The sequence below is a fragment of the Pseudomonas brassicacearum genome (assembly GCF_003732175.1).
Taxonomy (GTDB): Bacteria; Pseudomonadota; Gammaproteobacteria; order Pseudomonadales; family Pseudomonadaceae; genus Aquipseudomonas; species Aquipseudomonas brassicacearum_G.
This window is the reverse complement of record NZ_MOBI01000029.1, coordinates 64,081-84,971: the sequence shown is the minus strand read 5'-3', so window position 1 is coordinate 84,971 and position 20,891 is coordinate 64,081. Positions and strand designations below refer to the sequence as shown.

At 55.3% G+C, this 20,891-nt stretch carries 17 protein-coding genes and 1 other RNA gene; 1 reads left to right on the top strand and 17 read right to left on the bottom strand.

The window, feature by feature from the left end; genetic code table 11:
• The first annotated feature begins 281 nt into the window (after positions 1-281).
• Entirely contained in the window at positions 282-4,313 is a 4,032-nt protein-coding gene (locus BK658_RS26450; RefSeq protein WP_259740146.1) for an NACHT domain-containing protein, read from the top strand.
• 322 nt (positions 4,314-4,635) lie between these two features.
• Here BK658_RS26450 and BK658_RS26445 read toward each other — a convergent pair whose 3' ends face one another.
• The 17 genes from BK658_RS26445 to BK658_RS26365 form a co-directional block, all read right to left on the bottom strand.
• Positions 4,636-5,001 carry a histone-like nucleoid-structuring protein, MvaT/MvaU family gene (locus tag BK658_RS26445; protein WP_123584854.1) on the bottom strand — a complete coding sequence of 122 codons (366 nt, stop codon included), beginning with the start codon at positions 4,999-5,001 and terminating at the stop codon, positions 4,636-4,638.
• A gap of 68 nt (positions 5,002-5,069) precedes the next feature.
• Positions 5,070-5,258, bottom strand: a complete 189-nt coding sequence (locus BK658_RS26440) for a hypothetical protein (protein WP_123584853.1) — start codon at positions 5,256-5,258, stop codon at positions 5,070-5,072.
• Positions 5,221-6,162 (bottom strand): coiled-coil domain-containing protein, encoded by a 942-nt coding sequence (locus tag BK658_RS26435; RefSeq protein ID WP_123584852.1) that lies wholly within the window; start codon positions 6,160-6,162, stop codon positions 5,221-5,223. The genes BK658_RS26440 and BK658_RS26435 overlap by 38 nt, the downstream gene beginning before the upstream one ends.
• A 93-nt stretch (positions 6,163-6,255) precedes the next feature.
• Entirely contained in the window at positions 6,256-9,162 is a 2,907-nt protein-coding gene (locus tag BK658_RS26430) for a DUF927 domain-containing protein (protein WP_123584851.1), read from the bottom strand.
• A complete protein-coding gene (locus BK658_RS26425) occupies positions 9,159-9,431 on the bottom strand; it encodes a DUF3077 domain-containing protein (protein ID WP_123584850.1) in 273 nt (90 codons plus the stop codon). Before BK658_RS26425 ends, BK658_RS26430 begins: the two co-directional genes overlap by 4 nt.
• Positions 9,428-9,712 (bottom strand): hypothetical protein, encoded by a 285-nt coding sequence (locus tag BK658_RS26420; RefSeq protein WP_123584849.1) that lies wholly within the window; start codon positions 9,710-9,712, stop codon positions 9,428-9,430. The genes BK658_RS26425 and BK658_RS26420 overlap by 4 nt, the downstream gene beginning before the upstream one ends.
• A gap of 534 nt (positions 9,713-10,246) precedes the next feature.
• On the bottom strand, positions 10,247-10,552 hold the full coding sequence (locus BK658_RS26415; protein WP_123584848.1) for a hypothetical protein: 306 nt from the start codon (positions 10,550-10,552) through the stop codon (positions 10,247-10,249).
• The gene (locus BK658_RS26410) at positions 10,549-11,157 is read right to left on the bottom strand and encodes a hypothetical protein (protein WP_123584847.1); all 609 of its coding nucleotides are present in this window, start codon (positions 11,155-11,157) and stop codon (positions 10,549-10,551) included. The genes BK658_RS26415 and BK658_RS26410 overlap by 4 nt, the downstream gene beginning before the upstream one ends.
• On the bottom strand, positions 11,154-11,474 hold the full coding sequence (locus BK658_RS26405; RefSeq protein WP_123584846.1) for a helix-turn-helix transcriptional regulator: 321 nt from the start codon (positions 11,472-11,474) through the stop codon (positions 11,154-11,156). The genes BK658_RS26410 and BK658_RS26405 overlap by 4 nt, the downstream gene beginning before the upstream one ends.
• 92 nt (positions 11,475-11,566) lie before the next feature.
• On the bottom strand, positions 11,567-12,406 hold the full coding sequence (locus BK658_RS30450; protein WP_259740145.1) for a hypothetical protein: 840 nt from the start codon (positions 12,404-12,406) through the stop codon (positions 11,567-11,569).
• A 280-nt stretch (positions 12,407-12,686) separates the two neighbouring features.
• Positions 12,687-13,922 carry a tyrosine-type recombinase/integrase gene (locus BK658_RS26395; protein WP_123584845.1) on the bottom strand — a complete coding sequence of 412 codons (1,236 nt, stop codon included), beginning with the start codon at positions 13,920-13,922 and terminating at the stop codon, positions 12,687-12,689.
• A 167-nt stretch (positions 13,923-14,089) separates the two neighbouring features.
• Positions 14,090-14,483: a transfer-messenger RNA gene (ssrA, locus tag BK658_RS26390) on the bottom strand.
• 93 nt (positions 14,484-14,576) lie between these two features.
• Positions 14,577-14,852: a hypothetical protein gene (locus BK658_RS26385; protein WP_123584844.1), complete on the bottom strand. Its 276-nt coding sequence runs from the start codon at positions 14,850-14,852 to the stop codon at positions 14,577-14,579.
• Between the two features lie 164 nt (positions 14,853-15,016).
• Positions 15,017-17,827, bottom strand: coding sequence for an FAD-binding and (Fe-S)-binding domain-containing protein (locus BK658_RS26380; RefSeq protein ID WP_123584843.1), 2,811 nt, complete (start codon positions 17,825-17,827; stop codon positions 15,017-15,019).
• The gene (locus BK658_RS26375; protein WP_123584842.1) at positions 17,824-18,495 is read right to left on the bottom strand and encodes a LutC/YkgG family protein; all 672 of its coding nucleotides are present in this window, start codon (positions 18,493-18,495) and stop codon (positions 17,824-17,826) included. Before BK658_RS26375 ends, BK658_RS26380 begins: the two co-directional genes overlap by 4 nt.
• The gene (locus tag BK658_RS26370) at positions 18,495-19,949 is read right to left on the bottom strand and encodes a LutB/LldF family L-lactate oxidation iron-sulfur protein (RefSeq protein ID WP_123584841.1); all 1,455 of its coding nucleotides are present in this window, start codon (positions 19,947-19,949) and stop codon (positions 18,495-18,497) included. The genes BK658_RS26375 and BK658_RS26370 overlap by 1 nt, the downstream gene beginning before the upstream one ends.
• On the bottom strand, positions 19,946-20,770 hold the full coding sequence (locus BK658_RS26365) for a (Fe-S)-binding protein (protein ID WP_123584840.1): 825 nt from the start codon (positions 20,768-20,770) through the stop codon (positions 19,946-19,948). Before BK658_RS26365 ends, BK658_RS26370 begins: the two co-directional genes overlap by 4 nt.
• Positions 20,771-20,891 lie beyond the last annotated feature (121 nt).

Below are 20,891 nucleotides of genomic sequence, written 5' to 3'. Positions count from 1 at the left end.
CCTGGAAACGACTTCGTATGTGAGGTGTAACAATGCGCATTGGTGTTACATTTTCAGTAAATCTGTGAGTGTCAATTTGGCTAGAGCTCAGTTTTTGTGGGGCTGCGAACGACTGCCATTCGCCGAGGCCTGCAGCGGGTAGAAGATGAACGATTAGGCGTCCAATCAATAGCGTCACTTCTCACATAGCCGGAAAAATGTCGTAATCTCAGGGATAACATCTAAAACCATGATGGTTTGAATGTTTTTCTGTCAGATCGCTAAACGCACTGTGCGTTTCAATGGATGAGCTTGCCACAATGAACACGGCCTACTATTTGCCCCGCAAGCTCACAGCTGATGGTACGACTTATACTGAGGGGGAGCTCCTACTTGCTTCGGACTACATAGTTGTCCTCTCTGAACCGGGTGGCGGGAAATCTTCGTTGCTGGACAGCCTTGCGCAGCAGCTGGGAGTTGACTGTGTGACCGCTAATGCTTTCAGCTATCTGGGAGCCGATGCAGAAAAAACATCTTTGGTCATCGATGCTTTTGATGAGCTCGCTAAAATCGACCAGACGGGTATCCATAGACTCCTTGCTTATGCCAGGAAATCTGATCCTCACCATGTTGTCATTTCTAGTCGATCCAGTGAGTGGGGCACATCGTCCACTCAAGCATTTGCCGACGTCCTTGGGCAAATTCCGCTCGTGGTGCGTCTCTGTGATTTCGATGAGGATGAGCAAGAGGCTATATTCGATCGGCATGTTCCGGGCGAGAATTTTCGAAGCTTCCAAAAGGAAGTATCTAAATTTGACTTAGGCTCCCTTCTACCGAACCCCCAATTTCTAAAGCTATTCGCAGATGCTTTCGTCGAGAGTGGAAGAAGTTTTGCCGATAAACGTTCTATCTTTTCACTGGCGGTAGAGCGTTTGTCTAGAGAGACGAACCCCAGAATTGCAAAAAAACCTAACGCTCTTTCGCTTGCTGAGAAAGTATCTTTTGGATCTGAAGTGTTTGCCAAGCTGCTCTTATCAGGTTCCGACGGAGTGACTAATAATGAGGCCAGTGAGAGCCGGATTTATCCAGTTATTGGCTCACTTTCCAATAAAAATAGTAATTACAGCGACGTTCTAGCGACGAGGCTATTTAAGCCCGGTGATACTCCAGATCAACATCGCCCGGTACATAAAGTTGTCGCCGAGTACTGCGCTGCAAGTTACTTAACAAAACGGATTAGAGATGCGGGTGATCCACTCACTTTGACGAAGTGTCTTCCAGTTATTGCTCCTAACTCGATTGTTCGTGATGAGCTTCGCGGGCTTATTGGATGGATGGCAGCATTAGGTAACAAGGATATCCAGGCAGCGGCTATCCGGTTGGATCCATACGCAGTATTGGCAAACGGCGATCCATCACTGCTTGAATTGTCTTCAAAGCGCCTTCTTATTCAGAAATTGAAAGAGGCAGAGCTGAATGATCCTTATTTTAGAAGAGGAGACTTTCGTAGGGGGTTCAGTGTTGCAGGTTTTTTTGCGAGCGATATTATTGATGATATTCGATCAATTTTAATTATGGATAATGAGGGTAATCTTCGTGATTTGATTTTAGAGTTATTAATTGGTTCAAAGGAAGCCGGTAAATTTGAGCCGGAATTGGTAGACCTGCTATTAAACTCGTCGGAGCCTGAAGGTGAAAGATTGCTCGTGTGCAGATGCTTGCTTGCAATCGATGGTCGCGACCACACGTCCAACTTAAAATCACTAATTTCTGAGGCCTCCAACGCTTCTTTACGAGTTGCAGCTGAGATAATCAAAAGCTCTTTTCCTCAACAATTTGATAAATACATTGTGCTGGATCTCTTTCGAGCCTGCGCGGCTCTGTACTCAAAAGGGTATGATCGAGAGCATAATGCCATGGAGTCTCGATATTTTATTAAGCAATTGATCAATTGTTTGTATTTAGAAATGGTGGAATGGCTTCTGAATGCTTTGTATTTGGATCTTGTTTGCACCTGTGGAAAAGAGATATATGAGTGCGGTTGTAAAAATGGTACAAGCAAAATCATTGGCTCCTTGCTTGATCAGTATTTTGTCGCTATGGCCCCGCCTTATGATCCAGTCAAAATCTGGAAGTGGGTCGAAAATCTAAACTACACTTATCAGCTAAGTGCGAGCCAGAGTGAAGCGGTTCGGGTTTTACAAACAGATCTAGAGCTACGCCATGGAATAATTTCACATGCCCTTGGGCGGTTGACGGATCGTGAAAAAATAAGGACTGAGAAGTTACACAAATTCGAATTTCATAACCATTCTGGTTTGACGCTTTATCGTGAAGATATAAAGTTCTTGGCGGATCTTGCTTTTGAATCAGATAATCCAGTCCTATGGTCGACCTGTATTCCGTATCATCTTAAACATCAGGGCGTGAACTCCAGAAGCTCTGACGAATTGCGACGGCATTTGCGTATGCAAGCACTCGCGAAACCTGCATTTATGAAAGAATGGGTCAATTATAAAAGATCTGCATCGAAGCTCGACCGGCTTTACGGTATGCCTTTTAACCTAAAAAGAAGAATAAACAGAAGCCGACGCAAGCAAAGAATTCTCCGTGAAAAAAATGCGCTCTATATTAGAGAAAATAGAGAGCTAATAGAATCTGGCTCGCACTGGCAAAGTTTAGTCCGGCTTGCAGAACTATCACTAATGCAGCCGAACGGCATAGAGGAAGAGTTTGGCGAGGAAGTGATCGCAAAAAAAGCTTTAAGAAATTGTATTGAATTTATAAGCCCGTTTGTACCGGATCTTCCTGAAATTGCCGCATTATCCTGCTCATCAAAGGGGTCAAGGGCCATTCAGGTATTGCATGCGGCATGCTTAGAAATTATGCGTGAAGAGCATAGCCTGGCTAATATTGATGTGCGGCTCCTTAAATCTTTAAGGGCTAACATTAATGTTCATTACGGCTGTGTAGGTGAAGAAGAAAGCGCTGCTCTTAAGCGTGAGGTAGATAGACAGATCTTTTCTGATGAAGGTAGCGCGGAATCGTTTATCAGAGCATATGTTGAGAGTCAGCTTGCTATCCCAGACTGTAGCCATCCCGATGTTTGGCTTCTGCAAGGGGATGAGGTTTTTAGCGAGTTGCGTTCATGTCTAGCTGTTGAGTGGCTGGCGCGATTTAAACATGTAAAACTGGACACAGTAAGAGTCTTGTTTGATATGGCTGTTCAGCACGGAGACCGAAACGTGCTGGAAACCGTTATCGAGGATCGCTGCGCAGCGTTGATGCCGCTATGTTCTGATGAGGAGAATTCCGAAAGCCTGAGGGAAAGGCGTTTGTTTTGGTTTTTTTGTCGCTTCTATTTTATCAGTGATATCTCGAAAGCTCAGTGGGACTGGCTTCAAGGTGATGCCGATAATGTTTTCGCATTTTATGAACGCTTTGGCCATCGAAGGCATAGTGGCTCAGAATGGCCAAGTTTGTCCGCCAACAAAGTTAAAACCGTGCTTGACTCTTTCGTCAGCTACTGGCTAGAGGTGGAATTGCCTAGCCAGTGGGGAAGCGATAGCCCGAAAGAAGAAAAAGCTTATCGTTTTATTAGAGATTTGGTATGGAGCTTAGTGTCATTAGATCCCGATGAGGCTTTGCCTGTTGTTTACGATCTCCTTGCAGATATCCGCTATGAACTAATGCATAGGGATCTAAGAAGTATTTGTAGCACTCAAATTCGCAGGCAAGCGCTCCGGAACTACGAGGCGCCAACGCCATCAGATGTCGTATCTCTTCTCGATACGGACTCCGTCGTCACGGTTGAAGGTCTGCGTCAACTAATTATTGATGAGCTTGATCTTTTTCAACGCGTTATAGACGGTGGCGAGTTTAATACGGGAAATCATTTTTATGAAAAAGATAAGCGGCGGGGTGAGCTGAGGTGTGCCGAGGTAATTGAAGAGCGTCTTAGTATACGGCTTGAGTCCAGAAGTATAATGATTACTCCAGAGCATCAGATGAAGGGGGGCAATCGCAGTGATTTTACTGCAGCAGTAATTATCAATGGTAAAAGAAAGTTACTTGTTGCTGAGGTAAAGGGGCAGTGGCATCCGGAGCTATACACTGCTGCGAAGGCCCAGTTGCATGAACGTTATTCGATTCACCAAGATGCAGAGGAACAAGGAATTTATATCGTCTTGTGGTTCGGTGGCGGTGAAGTAGTAGCAGGTCGAAAAAATGCGGATATCAATTCCGCGCATGAAATGAAGTTAAGTATTGAGGCCAGCATGCCGCAACAGTTGAAAGGACTAGTAGACATTTTTGTGTTGGATGTGTCCAGGTAGTGAGTTATATGAGGTTTAGCTTTTTAAGCTGAGGGAAGGATGTGTGGCGCCGTAAAGCCTTATATCGACTACGTACGTTTTTGTCCTCTTTTGTATGTTTTTCTGGTGTGGAAGCAAAATAACCAATTTAGTGGTTTAACTTTATTGCTTAAAAATTAGTCGATGAATATTGGTCAAAAGAGTATTGGTTTTTTGCGATGGAAAGTTAGAGGTCAAAACTGGGAGTCTCCGAAAGGTCACAAGCTATAACTAGATTAATAACATAGATTTAGCATCGTTTCTAAATAGGGCCCTGCTGGGCCCTATTTTAGGTGAAGCAGTCTCACTTTTTCAGCCAGCCCTCGACTACGGCGGTTCCGTGCTTTGCCTTCCACTCCTTCAAAGCTTTGTGATTTCCACCTTTGGTTTCGATGACTTCGCCGGTATTTGGGTTTTTGTAGACCTTGAGTTCGCGTTGTTTGCGTGTACTCCCGGTTGGGGCCGCAAATTTTCGCCGGGCAGTGGTTTGCGGATCGAGCAGATTGATGATGTGCTTCAGGCTGAAACCGTAGTGTTCGAGAAGCTTGCGAAGCTTTGTTTCGAACTCGATTTCTTTCTTCAGTCCATCATCACCTTTCAGTGCTTCCAGTGCCTGGAGCTGCTCAGCGAGGTGTTTTTCCAGCTGACGGTATTCTGCAAGTTTGGACATTCTGATTTCCTTGTTCTGACTGGTTGTACGTGATTATTAGAATAGTAGCGGTGGTTACAAGTTCAGAACTATTTTCGGCGATTCAGTTGGCTTTCGATATGCGCCATTTCGGTTTTAATCGCGTTGATGGTTAACGTTTGTATCGGACTAGTTTTGCCCGCCCCTGCGTTGATGGTCTTCAGCAGGGCGTTGAGATGGGCCTTCCGAGTTTTGAGCGTGTCAGACCAACTGGCGCTGTTCTGTATCGGCTTGTTCATTACGTTCATCCTTACGTTGTTCTAGATTGCTCATATCTTCGGGTTGCTGTACCGGGAGGGTGTCGAGCTGGATTAAGTCCCGAGCGCGATATTGGCGCGAGCGATCTGATAGCTCTTCCCAAGTCCACTTCCCAAAGTTCTCGCCTTGCTCTGGAACGGCAAGCTTCATAAGTCCAATCTGGTCACGGCCAAGCAGGTTGTAATTCGCCCACAGCTTTCCGCCGGCCTCGAACAATGCTTTAGCGGCCTCGTTCCATTTCTCTTCGAGTACCGTCTGCGATAGCAACAGGGCGGTGCGCTCTATCCCTTTATGCTTTATCTGTGCTTCTGCGATGTATTTATCTACGGTGACCAGCTCCTGCTCCAAAGCCGTCATGATCAGATGTTGGCGGCGATTGTGTTCGGTGGCCACCGTGAGGTTCTTCGCAGCCTTTTGCGCATCAGTGTTGGCGGTCTTCTCGCCTTCAGTATCGCCCCACGCGACTGCCTGCGCGTACGCCGTGGCGGCGTCCGTTTCGGCCTGACGAGCTTTCGCCATGTCCTCTTCCGCCTGTTGCTGAATTTGCTCCAGACGGGTGCTGAGGCTCTGGCGCTTCTCCCTCAGTTCCTGCTCATCAGCGGTCCAGTTATCCATTGCTTCGATGTAACCCGCCATCAGGGAGTCGCAGTTGGCAAGGTTCTCACGGCGACTGATCTTCCTATCCAAAAGGTCGGCATTGTTTTTGCGCGAATCGAAATTCCGTTTCAGCTCGTTGTACTTGTCGCGTAGTTCGCGCTCCTGAGTCGGCTCGATGGTTTCCTCACTTTCCAGCACGGCCTCAAGGGGCAACAGTTCGGCATGCAGTTGATCGGCCTCGCTCAGCAGTTGGTCGCGACGGTCTTTCAGGTCTTGAATCTCGTTCATGTGGTTAATCTCTGTTCAATTCGATTATGGGTTGGTTGAGTGGCTGGCGAGGCCGGGATTTAGCCGGCGCTACCTCGATCAGCAGAGATGCCCTCAGGCAGCCCGAGCCTCGCTCTCATCCAATCCCGGAATCGTCTTTACGATGTAGCAACGTTGCGTGCCGAGACCGGGTAACCGGATCAGACTCGACGCCTTACCGTCCTTCCCCGGTTCCAGAACACCGCGCTGCAGCAGTTCCTTGTTCACCGCGTTGATGTTCATGCCTCGGAAGATTTCCGAGCGCCATAACTCGGGGAGCACGTAGTAGGTGTTGGTGGTGTGCAGGGAATCGCCCAGACCGTGCTCCAACGTCTTACGAAAACCGAGTCGGTCGATGGTGCGCGGCCCGTGCTCATCGATTTTTGCCGCCGCCGATTCCCAGCGCGTGAAGCGGCTTTCACCGAAGCGCTCGATGACCTGGCGCAACCGCGCCAAGATCGCATCGCCCTCGAAGTTGCCTGCGCCGCCGCGCTCGTTCATCCATGCGTTGAGGCACACGCGAGCGGCGGTGGTGGCGGTTCCGTCGGGCCAGCCGGTGATTCCCATCGCGGTGGCCAGCTCGCCCGCTGCGGCGGCGAGACCGAAGCGAGCGGCGGCACGGTGCGCTTGTCCACTGGCCGACGCCGGTAACGACTGGGCGATAAAGCCTTCCAGCGTGCGGCGCAGGATGGCGGACCATCCGTGACGCTTACCGGGTTCACATAGCGCCGTCAGGAAGGCAGTGAGTGGCGTGCCGTAGTACTTCGCTACGCGTGCCTTGAGCGCGTCGGAAAGTGCTGCCGCATCTTCAAAACCGTTAAGCACATCGAACATGCCGAGGCCTTTGCTGGCATCGGCAGGAACGGCAAGCATGCGCACTTCCATACCCGCTTTCAGTTCCTTGTTCGCTTCGGCCATGTGCTGTGCCAATGTTTTCTCCCCGGTGGAGAGAAACAGCAGGCGCCACTCCTGCACCTGTCGGCCAGCTTGGCCTCGATCGTTGGCGCGTGCCTTGCCGGTGCCGTTGCCGAGCATGTACACCGTCTCGCCGATAATGCGCGGGTCGCACATGCCTATTTCATCCAAGACCAGAAGGCCGTCGGAATGCGCGGCGGCGATGGACTCCAGCGCGTTGTCGGTGGAACGCCACGAACGCACCAGCCGCGGTCCGCCGTAGACCGAGGCCGCGACTTGCAAGTGAGTGGTCTTGCCGCCGGAGCTGTCGCCATACAGGTGAAAGCCGCCTGACTCATGGCCAAGCATGTGCAGCAGCGGCCCGGCGAAAGCCACGCCGACTACAAATGCCAAACGATGATTACCGACGCACAGCGCGCCGATCTGCTCCTGCCACTGCTCAAGCGTGCCCGCTTCGCTGATCGGCGGAAGTTGAGAACCTGCCTCGTAGAAGTGCAGGTGCTCGCTGTGCGCGCCGACTTGCTGCTCGGGCAGTAGAAAGGCAGTGTCATGCCAACCCAAGCGCGTGACCAGCCGTGCACGTTGGGCGCTGTCGAAGCCGCCGAGATAGCTCTGCAGGTCATTGCGTGCATTGCGCCCTGACCGACTACCTGCGAGACGTAGCCCCATGTCCACCAGTGGACCGAGCACATCCTTGCCGAAGTCACCGGTCATAGTGCGCGCCGGAATGTTCCAGCGTTTCTTGGCACCGTCGGGATCGTCGAACTCAACCAACAATCCCCAGTTCTGACCTTTGTCGTCGCGAGTACGGGCGAGAATCTCCAGTGGCGAGCACACCGGACGCGCTTCGCCGTCGTCACCGGCGTAAAACACACCTTCGGACGTGAGCCGAAAGCCGCCGGGCATTAGATCGTTTTTCGATTTTGTCGGGCGCTTGGCTGCTGGTTTCGTCTTCGCTTCCGGCTTGGTTTCAGGCTGCTCCGTTGGTGGCTTTCCCTCTACCAGACCGTACAACTCGCCGCTGCTTTCCAGATCGGCGAAATGGGCGGCTGTCCAATTTTTGATGAGCGCATCAGCAGCGTCATCACCGTCATCCCATTGACCACCTTTGGCGAAAGCGGCGCTGCCGTTCTTTACCGTGGGCTTACGTTTGAGCACCTCCAACGCGACGACCCGAACCGAGGCGGCGCCGATTTCGCGCAGCTTATCGGCGATGGTTTTCATGCAGGCTTTGCCGCTGTCGTCGTTATCAGGCCACAACAGCACGTCGCGCCCTTTGAGCGGTGACAGGTCGGCTTTGTGCCAGGAGTTGGAACCGTTCGGCCAGCAGGTGGCCACGTGGCTCGGCAGCAGTTCGGCGGCAGCATCGGCAGCTTTCTCGCCTTCGCATAAAACTACCGGTGCGTCACTGCGCTGAGCCAGTTCATCAAGTCGCAACAGTGGACGTGGATCGGGCAGACCCTGCCAGCGCCATTGTTTGGTTTGGCCATCGGCGCGCTGGCACCATGTGAGTGGTGCAAAGACCTTCTTCGGCTTGCCGTCCTCATCGGGAGTGAGGTCGAAGCGGTAGAGCGCCATAAGCGGCTGGCCTTGCGCGTCACGGTAAATCCATACCTTGGACGGTGCGCCGTGTTGCCGGTGCTTGGCCGGGCACTTGTTCATGGCCTCAGACGGGATCGGTTGAATGGCAATCCACTCAGGTGCTTTTGTCTTGGCAGGCGCTGTCTTCGCCTGGGCGGCGCCGGGCGATACGTTGAGCAAGTCTGCCAGTTTGTTGCAGGCCTCGACGTCGGTGCCTCCGTCCAAATAGCGCACCAGATCAATCAGGTCGCCGCCCTTGTCGCCGGTGGCAAAGTCGGACCAAGTGCCTTTGCTCAAACTGATTTTGAGCGAACCGGAGCGCTTATCGCTGCGGGTCGGGTTCGGAGCGGTGTATTCCTTGCCGCCGTCGACGCGCTTGCCGTTGGGCAGCCAATGCGACAAGACACGATCAATGTCTTTCAGCGCAGCGGTTTTCACGTCGGCGAAGCTCGGACGTTTTGTGTTGTTGTTTGGGCGCTGGCTCATGCGTCAGCCCTCGGCAGAAACAGCGCGTCGTTGATGTCATCGATCAACGCCTTGGCCATCTCGCCCAAGTACAAAGCTGGCCAACTGAATCTCGCGCCGTTGTCGCTCATGGCGGCGTCGAGGTTGAGCTGGTTGGCGTGATGCTGAAGCTGCGAAACCATCTCCAATGCATCTTCGACCGGAACACCGGCATTGACCCGGAACAGCTTCAGGTCGGTGGCGTTGACGCGGGAAAAGGTGGCGTGGCCAAGTGTGGTTGAAGTACTCATATCGCACCGCCTTTTTGCGCTGCAGGCATCGAGGTGGAGTCGCCGTGCAAGGTCAGCGTTTTAATCAAGCCAAGTGTGCCGCGCACGTCCCAGAGGACGGCAGCGATGACATGGTTAGCGAGGCGCGAGGAGCCGTTTTCGAAGTGTTCTTCAAGCAGCGTCAGCACCGAGTCGGCGCGAGCAATAGCGCAGGTGATGGCGTCGATGGGCACACCGGCTTCTGCGGTCGGATTCACGCAGAGCAGGTCTTCGGGCAGGGCGAAACTCAAAGCGTTGTTCATTGGACACCGCCTGCGGTTTCGAGTGCGCGGGCTTTGGCCATGTGAGCGTTGTAACGGGAGAGGCGTGTAGCGAGGCTGGAATTGGCGTGTAAAGCGGCGAGAGCCATTGCACGGTGTGCAGCGGCGCGAATTTTGGACGGATTGAGGGCGTGTTGCATTTGTGAAGGCTCCTTGTACTGAGGAACCGCCACCGTCTGCCGCCAAGCAGATTAGGGTGACGGATTGCGCAGGATTGGCGGACCGGCGTACAAGGAGACCGGCGCACCCGAGGGTGCTCCTACGCAACCCGCCATAACACGGGAATGCGGGCGCAAAAAAAGCGCCTGCAATCGTAATGGGGGCGCTGTTGCGCCTTGTACTGTTTGGGCCGCCAAGCCCAATCGCTGAATTTGCAGCGACGACCAGAGAGTAACGTCCGTTTTTCGAAAGTGCAACTGCGCTGATGGCTTGCGGTTTTTTCAGGTGCGGCATAAATTGTTCGTGCATGTAGATTGACCTCAACGCCTCCGGATCGCCCCCGGAGGCGTTTTCGTTTCAGGCATGGGCTTCCCAGCGCAGGGATAGGAGGGGTAGGAAGCCGCCACTGAGCATCGAGCGGGCGTCTTCGTAGGCTTGGGTTTGCTGGCCTTCGTCAACAATCACCGCGCCGGTTTTTTCGCAGTGAAGGGAGAGGGCGCACCAGGTGCCGTCGGCCCAGCTGAGCACACTCACGACACGGCCTTGCTTGTCCTGTTGGCTGCGGTAGCGCTCGAGGCGCTGCATGAGGCGGGGCGAAAAGCCAATCCGGCGCAGCACCGAAAACGGATGCATCAAAGCGTTATCAGCGATCTTTTGGCTCATGCTGCCTCCTGCGCGAAGGCAAACAGCGGCGGTGGTGTTTCGCCCTTGAGCCAAGCCAAGATCTTGCTGTCTTCGGCGCAACGTCGGCGGTATTCGACGGCCATCACATCGCGACGTTGTGCTAGACACTCATCCACGTACTCGGTCAGATCCGAGGTCAAGCGCATGCAGTGGTGAAGGTTCTCGGTAGCGGTTTTTTCCACGGCGAGATCCGCATCCGTGATGCGTTGCCAGACCGCCGGATCGTTCGCGTATCCAGCCGATTGATCCACCAGCCAGTAGGTGACCCAGTTGTTCATGCCACGCGTTTTCAATGAGGAGATGCGGCTTTCGCTCATGGCGAAATAGCCAGCGCCATGGACGCTCGAAAACTCTCTGCGCACCGCGTTTTTGCGGATCAGTTCGGGCAATTCCCAAGGATTGGCTTTGAGTGGGAGAACGAGGCCGTCAGGGCTGAAAAAGAACGCTTCCTGCTCTTCGCCGTTCCAGCTCACGCCCGCGATGGTGCGGTGGCGCCAGTTGATTGCACCCGCTTGATAGAGGCGGAATCCGATGCTGTACGAGTCGAGAAATGGCCCTTTGAATGGGCTGTAGTTACGCTTCATGCGGCCACCTGATCACGGGCTTCAATACGGCTTTTGACCCAGCTCTGCACTTCAGAAAAAACCCAAGCAACCGGTGCGCCACGTGCGTTGCTGTTGCTCAGTTTTACCGGTCGTGGAAAACCACTTTCAGGGCACTGCATCAGCTTGTAGAGAGTCGAGCGCTTGAGTCCCGTAGCGATCTCAAGACGCGGCATTCGGATGAGGGTGGTGGCGGGGTCAAACGGAGTGGCTAAGTCTGGTACGGCGGAAGTGGGTTCGAAAGGACTGGCAAGATTTGAGAAGGTTGGAGCGCTCTGGTGGGCGAAGTTCTTTGTCATTGGTATTGCTCTCGATTGGTTTGGACTGACGAGAGCAATGGTCTAGCGATTGAGCGGCGGTGAGCAGTTCACTTCCATTTGAAATTTCAGGTTTACACCACGAAGTTGCGCTTGAGAATTGCCTCTACGCTTTTGCGCGTAAGCACCTTTTCAGTTTCAAGGGCAATCCACTCAGGACGCTGGGCGGGTGGTTTTGCGACTTCCTGCTTGAGCCAGGAATGCACCTTCGATGTGATGTCCCGCCGTGACATGCCGCACGCCGAGTAGTGACGGCCCTGTTTAGTGATTGCCGCGTCACGTGCACGCGTGTCTTGAGCGCGCTCTATCCCGCTGATGATGCCGCCTTTTGTGCGAATAGCGTTTTTGATAGCCCGAACAGCGCAGGGTTTTAGCTCATCATTGTTTAGGCATGGCAGCGAATTAATCGGTTCCAGATAAAGTGCATAGAGATCGAGCGCCTCAATGCGTTCTTCAAGATCAATCTGCGTTTCCACAAAATCGCAGTAGAAATCCCACGGCCAGTCGGTCGAATGCTTCGATGCATATGCCCAGACCTTCTGATCGGCTTCACGCATCCAATCCCCCAAAACGCTGAGCGCCTTGACAGCGCAGGCCATGATGTAGGCCGCGTGCGCCTCTTGATCCGAAGCGGAGTAACAAGTGCTGTATTGGCGAACCCAATGCGCAAGGCGTGCTCTGTGGTCGGTGGATGCATACTGGTAAATGCTCTCCTCATGCACGGTCGTCTTGATGCACATGCTGCTGAGATCGCTATCGATGCCGCCATTCTGGATGCGGAGACAACACTGATCGATCAAGTAACACACGTCAGTGAGCTGTTCGCGGCACAGTGCATAAAGCGATTGATCTGACAGGTACCCCCTCAGGCCAGACGTGAGTGCCGAACGCGCAATGATCTGATCATGAGTCATTGTTCAGCATCTCTCGCATCGTGTAACGCTTGATCCCACGCCCTATGTTTTGGGAGCGTAACCAGCGAAAGCCCCTTTGCAGACGAGCGGTGGAGGTCGGCCCGCAGCGGACAAGGGCTTGTTCTGGCGTTACACGTTTGGGCTGCGTTACACCGGGTGTAGGAGCAGCTTCGCAATCGTGTAACGGACGTGAAAGCCAATGAATTCGGGCGTTTCGCATAGGTCGTTACACGCGTAACACCTGTAACACCGCTTTTGGAGGGGGTACGGATGTACGCGCTCATACCACCTCATCAAGAGGTGCGTGAGTGACATTCCCAGCAGCCAACTGATCTAGGTAATCCGCGTACCACTGCATCATCGTCGTACGTTGTTTGAGATAGATAGCTTTGTTGTACACGCCCGCGATTCCATCCTTCACATGCGAAAGCTGGCCCTCGATATGGTTCTCATCAAAACCATGCTCATTGAGGATCGTGCTGGCGATGTGTCGGAATCCATGGCCGGTCTGTCGGCCTTCGTAACCCAGACGACGTAACGCCATCAAGAAGACGGTATTAGAACGTGCTTTAGTCGTATCGCTGCGGCCTGGGAAAAGTAACTGATAGCTACCAGTCAAGATGTGTAGTTCTTTCAGCAGAGTGACCGCTTGGTGAGGAAGTGGCACCAGATGCTCTCGGCGACGTTTCATCCGCTCCGCCGGTATCGACCAAATTGCTTTTTTCAGATCGAACTCCGACCACCGAGCTTCACGAATTTCGGACGGCCGACAAGCCAGCATGGAAAGCAGGTGGAGACCAATTCGAATATCCATAGCACTTGGATAAGCGCGGATCGCTCGGAGAAGGGGAGGCAATTCCTCCTGGGATACATGAGCGTAGTTTTCTGCGGGCTTTGTTTGCAGAAACTTATGCAGGCCTTCCAGTGGGTTGTGTGTCGCACGTCCGGTTACCCGGGCAAGGTCGTAGATCTCACGACACATTCCGCGTACGCGACTGGTCTGCTCAATGATTCCTTTACGTTCCATTGAGCGAAGGAAGTCCATCCATTCCATCGGGAGTATCTCGCGATAGCAGCGGGTTCCGAAAACCGGGAAGACGTGAAGCTCCAGTGCGCCAATGGTTCGAACGGCTGTACCTGCGGTCCAGCCTTTTCGCTTGGACGCGTACCATTCCCGAGCTAGCTTCTCGAAGGTATTACTGGCGCTTTCCAACTCTGCGGCTTTTTTAGCACGCATGGTTGCCAGCGGGTTGCTTCCTTCAGCTGTACTAGCCCGTAGCTCTGCTGCTTTCTGTCGTGCAGCAGATCCAGCGACAGCCGGGTAACTACCTAGCCCTATCCATGACCACTTACCGTCAGCCTTCTTGTAACGGAGCTGCCATGACTTTTTGCCATCTGGCCGCACTCGAAGGTACACGTTGTTCCCATCGTGCTCCCGGTACTCCTTTGAATCCGGTTCCAGAGTGGCTACGACCGTGTCTGCTAGGGGACGACGTTTGATCTCAGTGCGCTTCATGTCCTTGTACCCATCAGTTTCAATTTACATCCGTGGTACACGAGAGGATACAGCGCACGCTGGGATAGGGGTAGACAGAGGCGGATAGCCAGAGACAAGAAAGCCCGCACAGGGCGGGCTTCTTGGGGTGTTTCGTAGACTGTCTGAGACAGGTCTAGATTGCTATTTGGTGGAGCCGGGGGGATTTGAACCCCCGTCCGCCAGTACTCCGCTGTCGGTACTACATGCGTAGCCGTGTCTATTAAGTTAACCCTCAGCGACCCGACGGGCAGGGTGCTTTGGGCGAGTTGTGTAAGTTTTAGCCGCTTCGTCCACAACGTACTGCACGGCGATTCTGTTCTATATGACAATCACTTTGGGTTTACAGACATCCCCTGATGATTGCTGGACCCGAAGGTACCAGGAGGGAAGGGCTAAGGCTGCTTACGCAGCGAGAGCGTATTCCCCGTAGGTTTCGTCATTGGCAACTATAGGAAGTTGCAACAGTGGATTTACGAGTTCTGTTACCAACTCGGCATGCACCTAAAGTTTCGCAACCGGCGTCGAATCCTAAACGGCCCCGAACCCGCTGTGTGTTACCAGCAGGTGAACACAGTGTACGCCAATGCGTGGGGCGAGTCGACCTTCTGTCCGCGCTTGTGCGTCATGGCCGGGTTACTGGCTGTTTTTGTGGCTTTGAACCGATTGCAGCGCCTGCTGCGTCAGGGCTACGCATTCCCGGTCGTTTTTCGCGTCATAGGCAGATTTGGCTTGCTGGAGTTTGCTCGCGGCGTCGCTTTGTGTGGCGGCATCGAGCTTGGTCGCATTGGCCAGTTCGCTGGTGAGTGTTTGAAGGTTCCTTGCGCACATATCGCTCTCGTTTGAGGCAAAGGCGTGGGCGGTTGTCAGTGTTGCGCAGATAAGCAGTCCGGCCAGGGCGGATCGCTTCATGGGGTTTCTCCTTGAACTACGTCGGGAAGCAAGGGGGTTGGGCTTAACAGATAGACTGTGGCGGCGCACAAGGGTTCTTGTGATGCGAGAAAAATAGCGTTGTATCTCGTCGGCAGCAGAGTACAGCAAAGGGGCTGAGCGCCCCTTGCTGGATAGCGTCGATTTCAGACCGTTTTGGCTTGGGTCACCCGGTCCACCAGGTAAGCCAGCCCGTGGTAGTCGATCCCGCCATGCTGGCTCAAACCGATTTCACAGGTGCGGCTGGTGGAGATGCCTTCGCTGCAATGCTGCACGGCGTCCTTCAATGTGCGCAGTGAGTGAGCGTTCAGTTCAGGCGTGGTGAAGCCCTTGTCGCCGGCAAACCCGCAGCAGTGTATGCCTTCCGGAATCACCACATTCTTACTGCAACGTCGCGCCAGATCGATCAACGCCTGGCTCTCGCCGAGGTGCTGAGTGCTACAGGTGACGTGCACTGCAATCGGCGTTTCCTGGGGCGTGAAGTCCAGTCGGTCGATCAAGTGCGTACGGATGAAGCGCACCGGGTCGTACAGGTCGAGGCGTACATCGCCAAGGTCTTGCACCAGGCGCAAGGTGCAGGGGCTGGTGTCGCAATAGATCGGGTCGAGCCCGCCGCGGCTGGCGTGCAGCAGCGCGCCGATCAGTTCCTGGCGTTTGTGCTCGGCTTGCTCGGTATAACCTTTGGAGGCGAACGGCTGACCGCAACAGAGGTTGTCTTGATTGTCCGGCGAAACCACGTGGTAGCCGGCTTTTTCCAGCAGGCCACGGGTCTTGTCGTAGAGCGACATCTGCTCCTTGTCTCCCGCCGCCGGGCCCATCACCCGCGACACGCACGCCGCCAGATAGACCACGCGCGGACGCTCGTCGGTCACCGTCGGGCTGAATCGAATCGCTCGTTCAGGTTGTGGCATGGCGTTGGTCCACTGCGGGATTTGCCCTTTCGACAGCTTGGTCAGCGCAGCAGAAATCTTCGTCAGTCGTGGCGCACCCAGCAGCATCCGCGCACCGTTGGCCACGTGCAGCGTGAAGCGCGCGCCTTGCAGTGCAGTGGCAAAATTTCCTTCGAGCCAGTTGGCGGTTTTCGTCCGGGTTGCCGTGCGGCTACGGAGTTTTTTCACCAGTTCGCCGGTGTTGATTCCGACGGGGCAGCGTTGTGCACACAGTCCAGTGGCGGCGCAGGTGTCGAGGCCTTGATATTGATACGCCTCTTCCAGCTGGGAGGTATCGATGCCTGCGCGTTTTTTTGCCTGAATGTCACGCCAGATCACGATGCGCTGGCGCGGGCTCAAGGTCAGGCCTTTCGATGGGCAGACCGGTTCGCAGAAACCGCACTCGATGCACTTATCCACAATCTCGTCGGCGGCCGGCAGCGGTTTCAGATGCTTGAGGTGGATCTGCGGATCCTCGCTGAGCACCACGTCCGGGTTAAGAATCCCGTTCGGGTCGAGCAGGCGCTTGAGCTGCCACATCAACTGATAGGCATCGCTGCCCCATTCCAGTTCGACGAAGGGCGCCATGTTGCGCCCGGTGCCGTGTTCGGCTTTCAGCGAGCCGCCAAACTCGACGGCGACCAAGTGCGCCACGTCGTCCATGAACGCCTGGTAGCGTGCGACTTCTTCCGCGCTGTTGAAGCCTTGGGTGAAGACGAAGTGCAGATTGCCTTCCAGCGCATGACCGAAAAGGATTGCTTCGTCGTAGTGATGTTGGTCGAACAGCTCGAGCAAGCGGTTCACGCCTGCCGCCAGTTGCTCCACCGGGAAGGTCACGTCTTCGATGATCACCGTGGTGCCGGTTTTGCGCACCGCGCCGACGGCGGGGAAGGTGTCTTTGCGGATCGCCCACAGCTTGGCGTTTTCTGCCGGGTCTTGCGTGAAGTCGACCTGTTTCTCCACCGGGAACGCGGCCAGTGAATTCATGATCTGCGCCAGCTGTTCGTGCAACAACGCAGTTGATGCAGCGCGGGATTCAATCAGCAAGGCGCAGGCGTTGGCCGACAGTTGCTGGACGAAGGCCGGCATTCCGGGTTTGTCTTGCACCGAGCGCAGGCTGCGGCGGTCGAGCAATTCCACGGCCGACACCGGTTGGCTTTTCAGCACGGTCACGGCGTTGCAGCAGGTTTCGACATCCGGAAAAACAATCAGCGCCGAGGCTTTGTTCGGATGGTCGATCACCGTGTGGTAGGTCACTGCGCTGATAAACCCCAGCGTGCCTTCGGAACCCACCAGCAAGTGGCTCAAGATATCCACAGGCTCGTCGAAATCCACCAAGGCATTGAGCGACAGGCCGGTGGTATTTTTCAGACGGTATTTGTGGCGAATCCTTGCGGCCAATTCGCTACTGGCGCGGGTCTCGCGGCCGAGTGTCGCCAGGCGTTCCAGCAGTTCAGCATGACTGTTGCGAAACGCCGCGACACTGGTGGCGTCCTCGGTATCGAGGCGACTGCCATCGGCCAGCACCAGGCGAATCCCGGCCAGCGTGTGGTAGGTATTTTGCGCGGTGCCGCAGCACATGCCGCTGGCGTTGTTGGCGACGATGCCGCCGATTTTACAGGCATTGATTGACGCCGGATCGGGGCCGATCTTGCGGCCGAACGGTGCCAGCCAAGCGTTCGCCTGTGCGCCGATCACGCCCGGTTGCAGACGGATTTGTGTGCCCTGACGGCGGATCTCGCGACCGTTCCAGTTGTCGCCAAGGACGATCAGCACCGAGTCGCTGATGGCCTGGCCAGAGAGGCTGGTGCCAGCGGCGCGGAAGGTCACCGGCACCCGGTCACGTTGCGCCAGTTTCAGCAGGGCAACCACTTCGTCTTCAGACTCGACACGAATCACCAGCTTGGGGATCAGCCGATAGAAACTCGCGTCAGTGCCGAAGGCCAGGGTCGACAGCGGGTCGTCGAAACGCCGGTCTTGTGGAATCAGTTGCTGCGCATCACGCAGGAAAGCCGCCGGTAGACTCATTGGTCCTCCAGGATCAGCACCACCAGGTCTTTCGGGCCGTGGGCGCCGTAAGCCAAGACTTGCTCGATGTCGGCGGTTTTCGACGGGCCGGACACCAACAAGGCGTTGGTCGGCATGCCTTGGGCCCACTCGAACTCTTGCTGGACCTGATAGAAGTTGTCGCGAATTTCACTGGCCTTGAGCAGGGCGAAATGCACCGGTGGCACCAGGCTCATCAGCCGTGGTTCTTCGCGGGTCGGCCAGATGATCAAGCTGCCGGTGGCGGCGATCGCGCCGAGGGTGGTGGTCAGGCTGGCTGGGGTGTCGTTGAACAGTTCCGCCTTCCACTCTTCTACCGGACGGTCGTAGGCCTTCAGTGTGGGCAGGTCGGGATTGTTCGCCCAGTGCTGTGTGAGACGTTGACCGTGCGGTGTAGTCGGTGCGATCAGCAGGCTCGGCAACTGTCGGTCGCGCAGCAATTGCGCGAGCAACTTCGGCCAGCCTTGTTCGCTGGTCAGGTGGATTTCGGTGTGCACCGCTTCCATCAGTTTGCGCAGTTGCGGGATGCGTTGCTCTGGCGTGTAGGTGTAAGGCTCGGTCACCAGTGCTTCGTCGAAGTTGTCAGGTACAGGTGTGGTGCCGGTCAGGCTGTTGCGCAGTTTGGCGAGGATGTTTTGCTTGGCGCTCATCAACGATCTCCCTGTTTGGCCAGATGCTCGCGGGCCATGTCGTGCAGTGAGCGAGCGGCGGGTTTCGGTGCGCTGTGGTTTTGTGTCCACGGACCAATGTTGTTTGGCGTGAGGGCGCGCAGGCGAGTGGCGAAGAAGCCGAACAGCCGATACAGCATCGACGAGCTGTTGAGCTTGGCCCAGGCGTTCCAGATGAAGCGCTCTTTGCGCGAGTACTTGCTGCCTTGGCCGCGCATCACTTGATGCGGAGTGTCAGGGGCTTTGACGTTTTCTTCGCGTAGGCGGCGCAGCAGTGCCGGGATCGGAATTTTTACCGGGCAGACCTCACCGCAGGCGCCGCACAGCGACGAGGCGCTCGGGTGGTCCGGGACTTTCGCCAGGCCAACCAGGTGCGGGGTGATGATCTTGCCGATCGGGCCCGGATAAACCTCGCCATAGGCATGGCCACCGATGCGCGTGTAGACCGGGCAATGGTTCATGCAGGCGCCGCAGCGGATGCAGTTCAGGGTCTGGCGCAGTTCGCTGTCGGCAAAGGCCTGGCTGCGACCGTTGTCGAGCAAAACCAGGTGCACTTCTTGCGGGCCGTCGAGTTCATGTGCCTTGCGCGGGCCGGAGATCATGTTGACGTAAGTGGTGATTGGCTGACCGAGGGCCGAGCGTGTCAGCAAGGAGAGCAGGGGTACGACGTCGCGCAGGTTTTCGACGACTTTCTCGATCCCGGTGACGGCGATGTGTACCGGCGGCACGGTGGTCGACATGCGGCCGTTGCCTTCGTTTTCCACCAGCAGCAGGGTGCCGGTTTCGGCCACGGCGAAGTTGACGCCGGAGACGCCGATGTCCGCTTCGAAGAATTTCTGCCGCAAGACCTTGCGACCGATCTGAATGAGTTGGTCAACGTCCTTGGTGTATTCCACGCCAAGTTTGTCGTGGAACAAGGACGCGACCTGACCGGCATTCTTGTGGATCGCCGGCATAATAATGTGTGAAGGCTTCTCGTGGTCGAGCTGGACGATGAACTCGCCCATGTCCGACTCAAGGCATTCAACGCCTTGTTCAGCGAGGACATGGTTCATCTCCATCTCTTCGCTGACCATCGATTTGCCCTTGATCACTTGCCGCGCCTCGTGAGCCCGGATGATCGACAAGACGATGCCATTGGCCTCGTCCACCGTTTCCGCCCAGTGCACTGTCACACCGTTGCGGGTCAGGTTCTGTTCCAGTTGCTCGAGCAGGTCGGGCAACTTGGATAACGCGCGGGCACGAATAGCATTGCCCAGGGCGCGTAAGTGTTCTCGCTCAAAGGCATCGCTGAAGGACGCTGCCCGTTTTGCCATCAGTGAATCCATTGCACTGCGAAAGTTGTTTCGCAGTTGCTTGTCACCCAACGCCTCGTGAGCACGGGTGCGAAAGTCTTCTTCAACCGCTACCGTTGGAATCAGCGTGGAAGTGCTCATTTTGCACCTCCGGTTCGCTGCCAGAGGAAGCTGGCCAGATGTTGGCCGCGTAACGCTTCATTCTGTTTTTCCAACGAGCCGTTGATGTTCATCAAACAGCCGCAGTCGGCACTCAGCACTGTGTGTGCGCCGGATTCCTTCAGGGCTTTGGTCTTGTCAGCGACCATCGCACCGGAAATGTCTGGCATTCGGACGCTGAATGTCCCACCAAAGCCACAGCATTCACTTTCGTGGCTGTGGTCGACCCGTTCCACGTTACTCAGTTGCGACAACAATTCGCGACCATGCAAGTGGGTATTCATCTCACGTCGTGCCGAGCACGAGGTGTGCAACGCCACTTTGACCGGCTTGCCGCTGTCCTTGAGCTGCACCTTGCAGACGAATAGCAGAAACTCGGCCAGCTCATAGGTTCGCGCCGCCAGGGCCTGGACCTGTTTCAACGTGTCCGGCTCGTCCTTGAACAAGTCGGCGTAATGCTCGCGCAGCATGCCTGCGCAGGAGCCCGAAGGCACCACCACCGGATAATCCCCGGCAAACAGCGCCAGTTGCGAGCGCGCCACGGTCCGGGCCTGTTCGGTGTAACCCGAGGTGTAGGCCGGTTGTCCGCAGCAGCTTTGCCCTTGCGGGTACTCCACGCGAATGCCTTCGCGTTCGAGCAGGTGAATCGCGTCCATCCCGGCTTCGGGATAAAACAGGTCGACCACACACGTGCCGAACAGGTAGACCCGCTGCGGTTTCTCGCTGGGGTACTGACGCGGTTCAGGCAGTGGCGGGGCGACACGGGTCGCGTTCGGCACAGCATTGTAAAAAAGCTCGCTCATCAGGCGTGTCTCTCGGCCGGTTATCCGTCCGCTGAGGCTACTGACTATAAAGCGGGAAGCTTTCAGCAGCCTTGCAGACCGGGTGGTGAGTCGCTGACGCCAGGGCCAAAGCCCGGCGTCG

What these genes read in the sequence shown, in the direction of transcription:
- BK658_RS26370 (WP_123584841.1), bottom strand. Translation starts at nt 19,949, where the DNA reads ATGAGCACTTCCACGCTGATTCCAACGGTAGCGGTTGAAGAAGACTTT.
- BK658_RS26405 (WP_123584846.1), bottom strand. Translation starts at nt 11,474, where the DNA reads ATGACAAAGAACTTCGCCCACCAGAGCGCTCCAACCTTCTCAAATCTT.
- BK658_RS26365 (WP_123584840.1), bottom strand. Translation starts at nt 20,770, where the DNA reads ATGAGCGAGCTTTTTTACAATGCTGTGCCGAACGCGACCCGTGTCGCC.
- BK658_RS26385 (WP_123584844.1), bottom strand. Translation starts at nt 14,852, where the DNA reads ATGAAGCGATCCGCCCTGGCCGGACTGCTTATCTGCGCAACACTGACA.
- BK658_RS26380 (WP_123584843.1), bottom strand. Translation starts at nt 17,827, where the DNA reads ATGAGTCTACCGGCGGCTTTCCTGCGTGATGCGCAGCAACTGATTCCA.
- BK658_RS26435 (WP_123584852.1), bottom strand. Translation starts at nt 6,162, where the DNA reads ATGAACGAGATTCAAGACCTGAAAGACCGTCGCGACCAACTGCTGAGC.
- BK658_RS26430 (WP_123584851.1), bottom strand. Translation starts at nt 9,162, where the DNA reads ATGAGCCAGCGCCCAAACAACAACACAAAACGTCCGAGCTTCGCCGAC.
- BK658_RS26375 (WP_123584842.1), bottom strand. Translation starts at nt 18,495, where the DNA reads ATGAGCGCCAAGCAAAACATCCTCGCCAAACTGCGCAACAGCCTGACC.
- BK658_RS26415 (WP_123584848.1), bottom strand. Translation starts at nt 10,552, where the DNA reads ATGAGCCAAAAGATCGCTGATAACGCTTTGATGCATCCGTTTTCGGTG.
- BK658_RS26425 (WP_123584850.1), bottom strand. Translation starts at nt 9,431, where the DNA reads ATGAGTACTTCAACCACACTTGGCCACGCCACCTTTTCCCGCGTCAAC.
- BK658_RS26440 (WP_123584853.1), bottom strand. Translation starts at nt 5,258, where the DNA reads ATGAACAAGCCGATACAGAACAGCGCCAGTTGGTCTGACACGCTCAAA.
- BK658_RS26445 (WP_123584854.1), bottom strand. Translation starts at nt 5,001, where the DNA reads ATGTCCAAACTTGCAGAATACCGTCAGCTGGAAAAACACCTCGCTGAG.
- BK658_RS26395 (WP_123584845.1), bottom strand. Translation starts at nt 13,922, where the DNA reads ATGAAGCGCACTGAGATCAAACGTCGTCCCCTAGCAGACACGGTCGTA.
- BK658_RS26450 (WP_259740146.1), top strand. Translation starts at nt 282, where the DNA reads ATGGATGAGCTTGCCACAATGAACACGGCCTACTATTTGCCCCGCAAG.
- BK658_RS26420 (WP_123584849.1), bottom strand. Translation starts at nt 9,712, where the DNA reads ATGAACAACGCTTTGAGTTTCGCCCTGCCCGAAGACCTGCTCTGCGTG.
- BK658_RS30450 (WP_259740145.1), bottom strand. Translation starts at nt 12,406, where the DNA reads ATGACTCATGATCAGATCATTGCGCGTTCGGCACTCACGTCTGGCCTG.
- BK658_RS26410 (WP_123584847.1), bottom strand. Translation starts at nt 11,157, where the DNA reads ATGAAGCGTAACTACAGCCCATTCAAAGGGCCATTTCTCGACTCGTAC.